This is a genomic window from Rhodococcus sp. NyZ502 (assembly GCF_041464245.1).
GTDB classification, from domain to species: domain Bacteria; phylum Actinomycetota; class Actinomycetes; order Mycobacteriales; family Mycobacteriaceae; genus Rhodococcus_F; species Rhodococcus_F qingshengii.
This window is the reverse complement of the sequence record NZ_CP167155.1, coordinates 3,159,237-3,174,129: the sequence shown is the minus strand read 5'-3', so window position 1 is coordinate 3,174,129 and position 14,893 is coordinate 3,159,237. Positions and strand designations below refer to the sequence as shown.

The window sequence follows — 14,893 nt, the reverse complement described above, 5'->3', positions numbered from 1 at the left end:
ATCGGATATTAGGGCTGCCGATGTTCCGAGGAGCGCCTACGCGGGTACTCGCTGTGCCACCCGTTCCTGCGTAAGGCGGCTTCTTGTGACCGAGCCTGAGAAAACCGAGCCAGACAAGTCCGAGACCCGGGATGCAGTTCACAAAACCAGTGTCGTCGACGCGGTTCTGCAGTCACCGCTCGCCGGCCTGTCGCCGTGGATCTTGCTGTCCTTGCTCTCCGGGCCGGGAAGGTTCGAGGAATCCGCGGCCGCAGCCCTCGGGTTGTCGCTGCTGATCTTGGCGGCCAGTCACCGGCGCAGCGGCACCGTGAAGCTGTTGGAGGTCTTCGACGTCGTGTTCTTCGGCGTTCTGGCGGCCATCGGCCTCCTCGCGTCGGCGAACACGATTCGGTGGTTCGAACTCTGGGGAGGCGAACTGACCAACATCGCGCTGGTGGTCTTTGCCTTCGGATCGATCCTGCTCCGCAATCCTTTCACTTTGCAGTACGCGAAAGAGTCGACGCCTGAAGAGTATTGGACGACGACACTGTTTCTGCGCATCAACTACGTCATTACGGCGGTGTGGGCTCTCGCCTTCACCTGGTCGGCCGTAGTGGGCCTGTTCGGAGACGCACTGCTGCACGACGGTGACAACTTCTGGACCGGATGGATTCTGCAGTTGCTCGGAACCTTCTTCGCGATCTCCTTCACCGAGTGGTACCCCGAGTATGCGCCGAACAAGGCCGCTCAGGCTCAGGGCCTCGAAACCGAACCACCGCAGTCGATTTTCAGGCTGTTCGACTTTTTGCCGGTGTTCGTAGCCGTGACCGGCATCGCGGGGTTGGTGACCGACTCCGTTTCCGTGACCGCAGGCGTCACGTTGATTCTGGTCGGCGTGTTCGGACATCTGGCGATGCGACGGTTCACCGTCGACTAGGAGCTCTCGGTGATCTCGCGCCTACGGGAACTTGGTGCACGATCGTCTCGATGACCGGCAGGTGCCGGCTGATGCACGGAATTTGTCCGTTTCTGCGATAGTCAGTGCACCTGCCGTGCAATGGAAACGAGGGAAATTGAGCGTTATTTCGAGTACTGCACACAAGCACGAGCCCCTACACGGAAGACGTCCACCAGCGGATCACCGCTTCCTCGGATTCGACACACGAGTCTTTCCACACGCCCTCGCGATCTTGGCGGTGTGGATGCTCTGGACCGTGATCGTGCCCGCCATCGATTCCGCTGTCTCCTCCGAAGATCCAACCGGCGCCGGAGACCGGATGGCCGTGACCGAAACGGTCTCCTTCGCCGCACCTGCGGGCTGGAATGTCGACAGTGGTTTCCGAACCGACCAACATGGCGCGTCCGATTCGCTCCCACGTGTGACGTTGACCGATGGCACCGTCACCGTGAGCGTCGACGCCGACACATTCAGTGGAACTGCCGACGAACTCCTCTCCCAAACAGATGCCGTGAGTCTTGCGACGAACGGCAGTTCCGTGCTTGCGGTCTCCGGTGCGCGCCAGCCGATCAGCACCGCCGGGGGTCTGAGCGGCGTCCAGGTCAGCTTTGACACTCCGCGGTCCGCCGGATCGGTGACCACATTCGTCGTCGACGGCAAGGGAATTCGGGTACAGGTAGTCGGCCCACCCGATCAGATCGCCGCCCGCAGTCGAGAAATCACCGACATGATCGCCTCTATCGGCACACACGAGGGAGACACCAAGTGAGCACCGATCTCCTCGAAACCCGCTCCCGCGCATTCGATACGACGGCCTGGGGCGAGAAATTTCACTTCTTCCAGCCACGCAACGTCGTGTTCTGGATATACCTGTGGATGTGCGGATTCGGCCTCGTCAAAGGCTGGCAGATGTTTGCTCCCTTCGCCGGATACTTCGGGCGCGCACTCCTCGTTGCCGGCATCGTCGGCGTCATCAGCGCCGCGGTCTGGACATGGTGGTTCCGGCACATCGACCGCTACGAACGCCAACCCGTAGGACTAGTGGTCACCGGCTTCATCTGGGGCGCCACCGCAGCAACGTTCACTATCGCAGTACCCGCGAACGGAGCAGTCGGTTCGCTCTACTCGAAGATTTTCGGGCAGGTATGGGCTCAGGACTGGCATGCGGGCCTCTCTGCACCCTTCGTGGAGGAAACCGCCAAAGGCATCGGCATCGTAGTCCTCCTCGCGCTTGCACCACGCCTGGTGCGCACCGCAACCGACGGCCTGCTCCTCGGTGCTTTCATCGGCTTGGGATTTCAGACCAGCGAAGACTTTCTGTACTCGATTGCCGGCGCAACACAGGGCTTCGGCGCCCACCAAACCGACGGCCTGCTCGGTTCCATCGCCACCCGCACCTACTCCGACATCGTCTCTCATCCCCTCTTCACCGCCCTTTTCTGCGCCGGCGTGATCTATCTGATCGGCACCCCGGCCCAGCCCCGGCGGATCGGACGCGGATTGGCGTTGATCGTGGCACCCATCCTGATCCACGGCGTGTGGGATTCCATGCTCGCGATCGCCGGCGGCAGCAGTTCGCTCGTGTTCGTCATCATGATCGGCGACATCGTCTTCGCGTTCACTGCCTTGTGGATCGCGTTCGTCTGGGCGCACCCACGTGAATCCCACTTCGTCCGTGACATTCTCGCCCCGGAAATCGAGTCCGGCGTCCTGACCGACGCCGAGGTGACAGCCGCCGGCGGATGGCGACAACAACGCACTTACGCGAAAGCCGCACCCACTCGCGCCGAACGTCGCCAACGACGACATATCGTTCGTGCCGCGCTGGATCTGTGCAGCGACCTAGCTGTCAGCAAGGGCGACGACAGCCCCCAGGTCGTCGAATCACGCAACGAAATCACCCGCCTCCGCCAAGGAACCGCGGCACAGAGCATCACTCGGTGACCGGGAAGTAGCGGAAGAACCGTTCAGCACCGCAAAACATTCACCCACACCCCAGTCGGCCGGGTTGCTTGCCATCGTCACTTGGCAAGCAACCCGGCCGAGTGACTGGGCTACCAGTTCACTCCGTATCGAAGTTTGGTGTACCGAAGTTTGGTGTGTCGCGGGGTGGGGGATACAGCTCACACTGGTGCACGAAGCAGTGCCGATGGTTCTCCAGCGCAAGTCCAGGATTTGCGCACTGTCGGCCCGCGAGTGCGCCTGGATGCTGAATGACGTTGCCCTGAAGTGTCTTTGAGGACCGCGAAGCATCCTGAAGTTGCCACGTCGAAGAAGGGCCGAAGTATGACGTCGACTTGTGAACGATCACTCCCCGAAGAACGAGAAAGACCGCCCGGTGTAGAACCGGACGGTCTTGATCGAAGTGCTAGTTCATGCGCCGCGACGCTTGGCCTTCAGCAAATCGAGACGCTCTTTGAGGAGCTCTTCGAGTTCCTCGACCGAGCGACGCTCGAGCAGCATGTCCCAGTGGGTGCGGGGAGGCTTGACCTTCTTGGCTTCGGGAGCAGTCCCCTCCATGAGGGTGCCTTCGAGGCCGTTTCGGCACAACCAGGTGCCGGGGATCTCGGCTTCGTCCGCGAACGGGATGTCGAAGATCTCGCCGTTCTCGCACTTGTACTTGGCCATACGACGGGGCGCGAGGTCATGGTCACGGTCGGTCTCGTAGCTCACAGCTCCGAGTCGGCTACCTCGAAGTACGCGATCTGCCATGGTGGTGTCCTCTCTTCGTTCGTCACCGCTGGTGGGCGCCCTGACTTGGGGAGTAGACGCTCACACTCATCTACAACGCCACGAGCACCCGATTGGTTCCCGTGTGGCGAGAAGACGCAACCTCTCCATCTTACCGGGTACCGTGCGCGTTCATCGAAGGCGTCCGAATCTCGAGTACAGTGTCGATTCATGGCTGAGAGCACACGCGTCGGATCACCGCAGTCTGCGCGTTCGGGAAACCCGTGTGTGTGGTGTGGTCGAGAGGTCGCGGTGACCGGTGTCGGTCGTCGACGCCGGTACTGCAGCCAGTCTTGTCGACAGCGTGCGTACGAGCAGCGCAATGCCGTCAAGGGCACGTCGATCCCGGCTGACGCCGTCATCTTGACCGCAGTCGAAGCGGTCGAACTCGTGGATCGGATGTTCGAGGTCCGATGCGCTGCCGAAGATGTGGCGACAGCAGTTGCCGAGGGCGCAGAGAGTTCAGAGCTCACACAGTTGTGTGAACGGTTGACCGAACTTGCCCGCGAAGCCGAACGTTTCCGGTAGAGCAGGTGTGGGCAACCGGTTTCTAGCCTTGCGTCGAGCACTGCAACACTGCGGTGCTCCTGACGCCTGACGACGACAAATTTTGATCCTGAGTTCGGACCTTCGGGGAGGTTCGGACTTCGAAGCGACCCTTCGTCGAGGTCGATGACCTTCGGCTGCGCTCTCGCAGGATCGCCACATGGTTTCCACTCGATATCGAGGCGGTGCGATGTTTCTCTTCAATCCCCGAGCCACACTTCCCGGCGCTGATCGTGACAACGCTGATCGTCACAACGCTGTGTGGGGGTGGTCGTGATGGATACCGACAAGAGGATCGACCCGCTCACCGGATCGCGAAGCCTGCCGGCAGGAGCGTTCCCCCTGTCAGCGGTGCAGCGCAGCATGTGGTTTGCGCAGCAACTTCACCCGACGGTCCCGTACTTCATCGCGCAGTACATCGAGTTCCACGGCGATTTGGACATGCAACTGCTCAGTCGCGCCGCGGTGGAGGCTGCCCACGAGTTCGAATCACCGTTTCTACGGTTGATGTACCCGGATGGGGAGCCCTGCCAGATCGTGGACTTCACGATCGACCCGGGCATCGACTACTTCGACTTCCGCGAGCGTGAGAACCCTCGGCAGGCTGCCTCGGAGTGGATGGACAACGATTACGCGACGACGCTCGATCTGACTCGCGATCGTCTCGTCGAGATGACAATTCTTCAAACTGGTGATCGGGATTACCTGTGGTACACCAGGATTCATCACGTCGCTCTCGACGGATACAGCGGTATGACGATCGTCAATCGGATTGCGGCGATCTACACCGCAGCCGTCGAAGGTCGAGAGCCTGCGGTGAACAAGGCGCTCGACGTCACGACGCTGTCCGAGCTCGACCAGAAGTACCGCGAATCGAGTCGATTCGAAGCCGACCGCGAGTACTGGGCCCAGCGTGTGTCGGGCGTCGAACACGGTTCGACGTTGGCCACCCGTGAGGGACCCCCGACTGCACGCAGTGAACTTGTCAGTGCCGCGATGTCGACGAACAGCCTTGCTGCCTTGGACGAGTGGAATTCACGTTCCGGTGCAACTCCGGCCGCAGTGTTGATTTCGGCACTGGCGTGCTACCTGTCCCGCAGTACCGGCTACGACGACGTGCTGATCAACCTGCCGGTTTCCGCGAGGACGACGGCACCGCTGCAGCGGTCCGGCGGAATGCTGGTCAACGTCGCGCCGCTACACATCCACGTAAACCCGGACGAAAGTGTCGACGATCTGGTCGGGCGCGTGCAACTCGAACTTCTCGGTGCGCTTCGTCATCAGCGATGCAGCCTCGAGGACATCCGGCGTGATGCCGGTCTGACCGTCGGCGACGCGCGTCTGTCCGGCCCGATGATGAATGTGATGCTCTTCCGGCAGGAGATAACCCTCGGGCCACTGACCGGTGAGTATCACATCGTCACGTCGGGTCCGGTCGAGGATCTGCTGGTCAACGTGTACCAGAGCGGCGATCCGGCGCAGACGTTGATCGACTTTCGCGGAAACCCCAATCGCTACGGACACGACGAACTGGCCGAGCACCACCGGGCGTTCACCGAGTTGGTCGCAGAACTGACAGCAGCACCGGCCGGTACGCCGATGAACCGGATTCATCCGGCAAGTGCCGAGGTAGGGGCGCGCAGTGCACAGCGCAGGGAACTCGAGCGGTTCTGGGCGAGATACCTGGGGGACTCCGACGAGGGCCCCACACTGGACCTCGAGACACTGGGCCTCGAGCGAATCGACGCCGAATCGGAGCCCACCGGTACGAATCGGCTGAGCGTCCCACTCGATCCCGCGGTCGCCGAACTTGCGCGCACGGAAGGCGTCTCCCTCTTTGCCGTTGTCCATGCCGCATTTGCTGCGTTGCTGTCGAGATCGACCGAGCGCCGGGACGTGCTGATCGGAACGAGGACCGAGTGGGGAACTCTGCCCCTGCGCTGCGAGGTCGATCCGGCGGCGCCGTTCGACGAGTTCGTGAGTTCTCTTGCTCGAGAACGCGATACGTTGTCGATTCGATCGGCGGCAGGTGTCCCCGCACTGCCCGAGTTGCACGTCCACCTCAACGACGGCCCGCAAGAGACCACGATTGCCGGCCTCGACGTGGCGATCGACGTCCACGCAGATACCGGCGCCCTCGAGGTTGCGTACTCCACGCAGCACTACGCCGAATCCACGGTCCGAGCCTTCCTCTCGCGACTGGTGCGGATCCTTGCAGGCGCAGCAGCAGCCCCGCGAACGCCGGTCGGAGACCTCGATCTCCTCGACGACTTCGAGCGTGAGTCCCTGGTACCGGCGCGGGGAGCGACCGCGTCCTCCCCGTTGACTCTCCCCGATATTCTCCGCCGGGCCTCGGCTGTGAACCCCGATGCCCCAGCGCTCGTTTTCGGTGATCGTGAGGTGAGCTACCGGGATCTCGACGCCGAGTCGAACACACTCGCCCGTGAACTGATCAACAGGGGAGTCGGCCCCGGCACCTATGTCGCCCTTGCGCTGTCGAGGTCTCTCGAATCGGTGACCGCGACGTGGGCGGTGGCCAAGACCGGCGGTGCCTTCCTCCCGATCGATCCGCACTACCCCGAGGATCGTATTCGGCACATGCTCACCGATTCGGGAGCTGTAGTCGGAATCAGTGTGGGGGAGCACCACGGCGGGCTCGCCGATTCGGTGGATTGGCTGCTCCTCGACGAACTGGACACCTCGCACCATTCCGATGCACCGGTCGTCGACGCCGAGCGGCGTACGCGCCTGAGCTACGACGATCCGGCATACCTCATCTACACGTCCGGCTCCACCGGTGTCCCCAAAGGCGTCGTGGTCAGTCACCGCGGGCTGAGCAGCTTCGCCGACGAAGAACGAGTCAGGTTTGGAGTCGAACCTGGAGACCGCACCCTGCATTTCTCTTCGCCGAGCTTCGACGCTTCGGTCCTCGAACTCCTCCTTGCCTTCGGGGGCGCGGCAACGATGGTGATCGCGCCGCCCACCGTGTACGGCGGCGACGAACTGGCACAGGTGATGCGTATCGGACGGGTCACCCACGCATTCGTCACCCCGGCCGCGCTGGCAACAGTCGATCCCGCCGGCCTACCGGATCTACGAGTGGTCGTGACCGGCGGCGACGCATGCTCACCCGCGCTGGTGGATCAGTGGTCACACGGACGCTCGATGTTCAACGCGTACGGACCGACCGAAACCACCGTCGTCGCCACTCTGACCGGACCGCTGAGCAGCGATGTTCCCGTCACCATCGGGAAGCCGATGCGCGGAGCCGCAACCGTCCTCCTGGACTCGCGGCTTCAACCGGTGCCGATCGGTGTCGCCGGCGAGCTCTATGTGAGCGGTGTCGGTTTGGCGCGCGGGTACCACGCGCGTGCCACGATTACGGCCGAACGATTTGTTGCCGACCCCAACGGTGTTGCGGGAGAGCGCATGTACCGCACGGGTGACCTCGCGCGGTGGAACGGCGAGGGTGAGCTGGAGTACCTCGGCCGGAGCGACTTCCAGATCAAGATCCGCGGTTTCCGCGTCGAGCTCGGCGAGATCGACGACGTGCTGCGCCGCCACCCGAGCGTCGCACAGGCAGTCACCGCCGGAGTTGCGGGCCCGAGTGGGGAAACACTGTTGGCGGCGTACGTCACGGCGGCTGCGGGCACACACATCGACAACTCCGAGCTGGTCGCCCACGCGAGATCTTCGTTGGCAGCCCACATGGTTCCCGCGCGGATCGTCGTCCTCGACTCCATTCCGTTGACTCCGGCAGGAAAGATCGACAGGAAAGCGTTACCGGACATCGATTCTGTGGGCGGGTCGGCTGAATACCGTGCCCCCGAGACCTCGACCGAGAAGCGAATTTCGGCGGTGTTCTGCGATCTGCTCGGTATCACCCGGGCGGGAGCAGACGACAGTTTCTTCGACCTCGGCGGTGACTCGTTGATCGCGACCCGCGTCGTGTCGCGAGTCAACGGAGCTCTCGGAACGACGCTGAGCGTTCTCGACCTCTTCGAGGCGCCGACCGTCTCCGCTCTGGCAGCACGTGCCGACCTCGCGGACTCGCGGAACACACGTGCCCCGGCACTGACGCGTATCGATCGCCCTGACCGGATACCGGTATCTCTGGCGCAGCAACGAATGTGGCTGACCAATCAACTCGATCCGAGTTCGCCGGCGTACAACATTCCGATCGCGGTTTCGATGACCGGCGATCTCGACGTCGATGCACTGTTCACCGCGCTGCGGGACGTGATCGTTCGACACGAGATCTTGCGGACCGTTTTCCCCGAGAGTGCGCGTGGCCCCGTCCAGCACGTTCTCGGTGTGGACGAGATGTTCGATCATCTCGAGGTGGAAACGGTGCCTGCCGCAGCGACCTCGGCGCGGGCGAGTGAGCTCGCGCGAGAGGGATTCGACGTCAGCGAATCGGTGCCGATCCGCGCGACTCTGCTCGAGGTGAACGAACGCGAGCACACCTTGGTCCTCGTCGTGCACCACATTGCAGCAGACGGCCTGTCGATGGCGCCGCTGGCTCGTGACGTGATGGTGGCGTACGCCTCGCGGGCGAGCGGACGCGTGCCGGCGTGGCTGCCACTCGAAGTGCAGTACGGCGATTTCAGCGAGTGGCAACGCGGAGCGCTCGGTGAAGCGTCCGACCCGGATTCGATTCTTGCCGAGCAGTTGCGGTTCTGGTCGCACACGCTCACCGAACGCGGTGAGCTCGCGGAACTGCCGATGGATCATCCGCGCCCTGCGGGTGTCTCGCTGCGCGGTGACGATCTCGATTTCCGGATCGACTCCGCGACGTACCGCCGGGTCGGCGAGATCGCGGCGCGCAGCGATGTCAGCGTGTTCATGGTGATCCACGCCGCGCTGGCCGTCCTGCTCAGCCGAGAATCCGGAGCGAACGACATCACGATCGGCACTCCGGTGGCCGGGCGGAGCGAGCGCGCTCTCGACGACGTCGTCGGAATGTTCGTCAACACGGTGGTGCTGAGGACGGTTCTCGAGGGGGGACTCACCTTCGGTGAAGTTCTCACCCGCGTCCGCGACGTCGACGTGGCCGCCTTGCAGCACACCGAAGTGCCGTACGACGTACTCGTCGAATCCCTCGCAGACAACCAGGCGCCGCTGTTCCAGGTGATGCTGGTGATGCAGGGCGCCGCTCCCACCGAGGTCACTTTGCCCGAGCTCGAGGTCACGGTCGACGAACTGTCGACGGGCGCGGCAAAGTTCGATCTTCAGGTCATTCTCACCGACCGCGGCGACCATCTCGACGGCCAGTTGAACTACGCCAGCCAGCTTTTCGACTCGGACACCATGTCCGGCCTCGCTGATCGCTTCACGATGCTCCTCGACGCGGTAGCTGCCTACCCGGAATCCGTCGTCGGCGACGTCGATCTCACAGCTCCGGGCGAGGCGGAACTGGTCCTCGAGCGTTGGAATGCCACCGAACACGCCGTACCGATCACCACCCTCTCGGACCTGGTGGCGGAGCAGGCAGCCCGGACACCCGAGGGGGCCGCGCTGGTCTACGGCGAGCGGACACTGACCTATGCGGAGTTCGACGCGAGGGTCGGTGAACTTGCCAGAACCCTCATCGCCCGCGGGGTCGGCCCGGACATGCGCGTCGCGGTGTCGATTCGACGGTCACCGGAACTACTCGTCGCGGTCCACGCCGTGATCCGTGCCGGTGCGGCATACGTCCCGGTGGATCCCGATCATCCCGCCGAGCGCATCGCGTACGTCTTCGACATCGCGGAACCGATCTGCGTGCTGAGCCGGCCCCAGGACCACGGCGCTCTTCCCGCGCGAGTCCCGATCGTGGACGTCGATCTCGATCGTCAGGTGTCCACGACGGCGCCGATCACCGACGCTGATCGGCTCGGACCCCTGCGCCCGGACAATGCTGCTTACGTGATCTTCACGTCCGGATCGACGGGTCGACCGAAAGGTGTTGCAGTATCACACCGTTCGATCGTCAATCGCCTGCTGTGGATGCAGGACACGTACCCCCTTCACGCGTCGGACGTGGTGCTGCACAAGACCCCGGTGACCTTCGACGTCTCGGTGTGGGAACTGTTCTGGCCCCTGCAGACCGGCGCGCAGTTGGTGATCGCGGAACCGGACGGGCACCGTGATCCCGGGTACCTGTCGGCGTTGATTGCCGACAGAGGCGTCACGACGGCGCACTTCGTTCCGTCGATGCTCGCGGAATTCGTCGCTGCCGCGACTGCCGGGCAGTGTGCGAGCCTGCGTCAGGTGTTCTGCAGCGGTGAAGCCCTCGCGCCTACCACTGCGGAGGCGTTCACCCGTCTGAGTTCTGCGGGACTGTTCAACCTGTACGGACCCACGGAGGCTGCCGTCGACGTCAGCGCCGCCGAATTCACCCCCGACATGACCGTCACCGTTCCCATCGGTGCGCCCGTGTGGAACACCCAGCTCTATGTCCTCGACGGGCGGCTGCATCCGGTTCCGGTCGGCGTTCACGGCGAGCTGTATCTGGCGGGAGTGCAACTGGCGCGTGGATACCTCGGGCGCAGCGATCTCACCGCCGACAGGTTCGTGGCCGATCCGTACGGCCCGTCTGGCACCCGGATGTACCGAACCGGTGATGTCGTCCGGTGGCGCGCCGACGGGCTGCTCGACTATGTCGGTCGACGCGATTTCCAGGTCAAGATCCGCGGCCAGCGCATCGAACTCGCCGAGGTCGAAGCAGCGTTGCTCAGGCTGCCCGGTGTCACGCAAGCTGCTGCTCTCGTCCATCACGACGACGTGGTCGGTGATAGTTTGGTCGGCTACGTCATCTCCGAGACCGGCACTTCGATCGACACGGACGGTCTACGCACCGAGTTGAGAGGTCTCCTTCCGGCCTACATGGTTCCCGCGGTGGTCATCGCCCTCGACGTGTTCCCTCTCGGTTCGACCGGCAAGCTTGATCGGAAGGCTCTGCCCGCGCCCAGCTTCGACAGTTCGCAGACGTATCTGGCGCCGCGAACACCGCTCGAAGCGCAGTTGGCGGCGATCTTCGAGGAGCTTCTGGAATCCGGGGCAGTCGGTGTTCACGACAACTTCTTCGAGATCGGCGGAAACAGCCTCGTCGCTGCACGCGCTGTGGCGCGCGTGAACGATTCGCTGTCGTTGAACTTGTCGATCAGAGAGTTGTTCGACGCGCCGACCGTTGCGCAGTTGGCGGTCGAGTGCGCCACGGCACGAGGGGGACCGGCAGTCCTTCCGCTCGAGGCATTGCCGCGGCCACAGACGATCCCGCTGTCGCTGGCACAAAAGCGCATGTGGTTCGTCAATCAATTCGACGTCACGTCCGCGGCGTACAACGTCGCCATAGCGATCAGGCTGAGAGGCCGATTGGACGTTGCCGTGTTGGAGGGCGCGATCACCGACGTGCTTACTCGCCACGAATCGCTGCGCACGCTGTTTCCCATGGTCGAGGGAGTGCCGGCGCAGGTGATCGTCGAACCCGGTGAAGCGTTGGGCGCGCTGCCGGTTGTCGCCGCGAACGCCGAAGCGGTACTCGGGGAGATCGAACGTCTCACCTCGAGGGGCTTCGACGTCACGCAGGCTCCACCGATCAGGGCGGAACTGATCGAGGTCGACGAAGAAGATCACGTCCTGACCGTGGTCGTCCATCACATCTGCGCCGACGGATTCTCGATGGCACCGTTGGCGTTCGACGTGATGAGCGCGTACTCGGCAAGGCATCGAGGTGAGGCGCCCGACTGGTCTCCTCTTCCGGTCCAGTACGCGGACTTCGCCATCTGGCAGGAAAGGGCTCTCGGTCGGATCGACGAAGCGGACAGCACTCTTGCCGGTCAGCTCGAGTACTGGACACGTCAACTGGCGAGTGTTCCCGAACTTCTTGCGCTCCCCGCAGATCGACCGCGTCCGCGTGTGCAGGATCTCTCGGGCGGCGTCGTTCGATTCGACATCGATGCCGGCATCCACCGTCGTCTGAGCGAAACCGCGATCGAACACCGAAGCAGTATGTTCATGGCGGTACACGCCGCATACGCAGTGCTCGTGGCGAGATTGTCCGGCATGGAAGACATCACGATCGGCTCACCGATCGCCGGGCGCGGAAATGCCCTGCTGGATCCGATGGTCGGTATGTTCGTCGGCACGTTGGTCCTGCGCGCCGACGTCGACCCCGCCGCCTCGTTCACCGATCTGTTGGCCAGAGTTCGCAGCACCGACCTCGACGCCTTCGCTCACGCAGACGTCCCCTTCGAGCGCGTCGTCGATGCGCTGGCTCCGGAGCGGTCGACGTCGCATTCACCGTTGTTCCAGGTGATGCTGGAGTTCAAGAACACCACTCGGCCAGCAGTTCGTCTGACGGATTTGGACGTCGAGGTCCTCGAACTCGAATCCGCCGTCTCGAATTTCGATCTGCAACTCACGCTTGCCGAGACCTTCGACGACGACGGCCGGCCGGCCGGAATCGAGGCCGGGTTCACCTACGCGACCGCCCTGTTCGACGAGTCGACCGTCGAAGGTTTCGCTCGATACCTGGTTCGGATTCTCGGTGCTGTCACCGAGTCACCGCACACGCCGGTCGGCGACATCGATCTCGTGAGTGATCTCGACACGATTCGCGCCGTCGCACCGGAACTTCCCGAGCAGGTTCACTTCTCGACGTTGCTCGAGCGGAAGTACGTCGACGAACCGCAGAGGGCTGCACTGATTTTCGGCGACCGCCATCTGACCTACTCCGATCTGGACCGCCGCGCCAACCGCCTTGCACGACTGTTGATCAGCCGCGGGGTCGGTCCGGAATCCGTTGTCGCCCTGGCATTACCACGCTCACTGGAATCCGTGGTCGCGATCTGGGCGGTTGCCCGGTCCGGCGCTGCATTCGTACCCGTCGACCCGGCGTATCCCGTCGACCGCGTGCACCACATGATCAACGACTCGGGAGCGGGCGTCGTTCTCACCACCGCCGAGCATGTGGGTGTCGTCCCCGACGAGGCAGACGCCGTTCTGCTCGATCAGGCAAAGACACTCGCAACCCTCGAACAGATCGGTGATCAGCGGATAGGTGCCTCGGAGCTGCTGGCTGCGGTGTCCCTGGACAACCCGGCCTATGTCATCTACACCTCCGGTTCCACCGGCGTCCCCAAAGGCGTCATGGTCACTCACCGTGGGCTTTCGGCACTCGCCGAGCAGGAACGCAGTCGCTTCCGCGTCGAGTCGACCTCGCGCACGCTGCATTTCAGCTCACCGAGCTTCGACGCCTCGATTCTCGAACTCCTGATGGCTGTTGGTGCCGGGGCCACGATGGTCATCGCCCCACCGAGCATCATCGGCGGAACCGAACTGACGAGTCTGATCGCCGACCAGCACGTCACGCACGCCTTCATCACACCAGCCGCACTGGCCACGGTCGATCCGAGCGGACTGAACGAGCTGGTGTGCATCGGAACCGGCGGCGACGTCTGCCCACCCGACCTCGTCGCCGCCTGGGTCAGCGATCACCGGATCATGATCAATGCCTACGGACCAACCGAATCGACGGTCGTCGCCAGCATCACCGAGCCGATGTCCCCGACCGATCGAGTCACGATCGGTCGCCCGTCGACCGGCATCACCGCGTGGGTCCTCGACAATCGCCTGCACCGCGTCCCGGTCGGAGTGACGGGAGAGCTGTACGTCAGCGGCGACGGACTCGCCCGCGGTTACCGAAACCGCGCCGGCACGACCGCCGAACGATTCGTGCCCAATCCCGCGGGCAGTGCGGGCACACGGATGTACCGAACCGGCGACCTCGCCAGGTGGAACAAGAACGGCGAACTCGAGTACCAGGGTCGAGGCGATTTCCAGGTCAAGATTCGCGGATTCCGCATCGAACTCGGCGAGATCGAGGCAGTTCTGGCTCGCTATCCCGGCGTTGCACATTCCGTGGTGACCACGCTCGAACGTGACGGAGGCGCCGCACGGATCGTCGGATACGTCGTGCCTGCCAACGACGCTCAGACTGTGGATCCCGAGGCCGTCATCGCGTTCGCGGGCTCGGCTCTGGCCCCGTACATGGTTCCTGCGGTCGTGGTCGTTCTCGACGAACTGCCGATGACTGCCAACGGAAAGCTCGACCGCCGAGCCCTGCCGGTTCCCGACTTGCGAGCAACCCAGGCACGCTCGCGGGCCGCCGAATCCGATACCGAACGCACGCTGGCCGCCTTGTTCGTCGATGTCCTCGGTGTCGAATCGGTGGGCGTCGACGACTCGTTCTTCTCGATGGGCGGCGATTCGATCATGTCGATTCAGCTCGTCGCCCGTGCCCGCGATGCCGGGCTCGTCTTCACCCCGCGTGACGTCTTCGAGGTGAAATCGGTCGCCGGTCTTGCGGTTTTGCTGGCATCGACCAAGGACGACGAACCCGAGGTGCTCGAGGAACTTCCCGGAGACGGCGTGGGCCTCGTGCCGTTGATGCCGGTGGCTCAGTGGTGGCTCGACCGGCTCGGCTCCGATCTCCGAGGTCTCGATTCGTTCTCCCAAGCGACTCTTCTCAACGCGCCGCACGGGCTTCACAGTGTGGAGCAGTTGACCGCGGCTCTTCAAGTTGTTCTCGATCGTCACGACATCCTTCGCGCCTCGAGCTCGACGGCGAGCGCAGGCTTGTTGTCGGCGAGCCGGGATCTGTTGCAGCCGAGAATATTTGCCGGGTGATCGAGGTAG

The 14,893-nt window shown here is 63.5% G+C and carries 6 protein-coding genes; 5 read left to right on the top strand and 1 reads right to left on the bottom strand.

What is annotated here, in order from left to right:
* Positions 1–85 precede the first annotated feature (85 nt).
* The 3 genes from ACBG85_RS14700 (at position 86) to ACBG85_RS14690 (ending at position 2,881) form a co-directional block, all read left to right on the top strand.
* Complete coding sequence (locus tag ACBG85_RS14700) at positions 86–916, top strand: hypothetical protein (protein ID WP_372023863.1); 831 nt, start codon at positions 86–88, stop codon at positions 914–916.
* Positions 917–1,052: 136 nt separating this feature from the next.
* Positions 1,053–1,706: a hypothetical protein gene (locus tag ACBG85_RS14695; protein WP_228400993.1), complete on the top strand. Its 654-nt coding sequence runs from the start codon at positions 1,053–1,055 to the stop codon at positions 1,704–1,706.
* On the top strand, positions 1,703–2,881 hold the full coding sequence (locus tag ACBG85_RS14690) for a PrsW family intramembrane metalloprotease (protein ID WP_276116942.1): 1,179 nt from the start codon (positions 1,703–1,705) through the stop codon (positions 2,879–2,881). Before ACBG85_RS14695 ends, ACBG85_RS14690 begins: the two co-directional genes overlap by 4 nt.
* Positions 2,882–3,310: 429 nt before the next feature.
* On the opposite strand, the gene ACBG85_RS14685 is transcribed toward ACBG85_RS14690, so the two are convergent.
* Positions 3,311–3,649, bottom strand: a complete 339-nt coding sequence (locus ACBG85_RS14685) for an RNA polymerase-binding protein RbpA (protein WP_003944971.1) — start codon at positions 3,647–3,649, stop codon at positions 3,311–3,313.
* 189 nt (positions 3,650–3,838) lie between these two features.
* Here ACBG85_RS14685 and ACBG85_RS14680 point away from each other — a divergent pair, with 189 nt between their 5' ends.
* Positions 3,839–4,195 carry a hypothetical protein gene (locus ACBG85_RS14680; protein WP_042450945.1) on the top strand — a complete coding sequence of 119 codons (357 nt, stop codon included), beginning with the start codon at positions 3,839–3,841 and terminating at the stop codon, positions 4,193–4,195.
* A gap of 294 nt (positions 4,196–4,489) precedes the next feature.
* Positions 4,490–14,884 carry an amino acid adenylation domain-containing protein gene (locus ACBG85_RS14675; protein ID WP_372023861.1) on the top strand — a complete coding sequence of 3,465 codons (10,395 nt, stop codon included), beginning with the start codon at positions 4,490–4,492 and terminating at the stop codon, positions 14,882–14,884.
* The last annotated feature ends 9 nt before the right edge of the window (positions 14,885–14,893 follow it).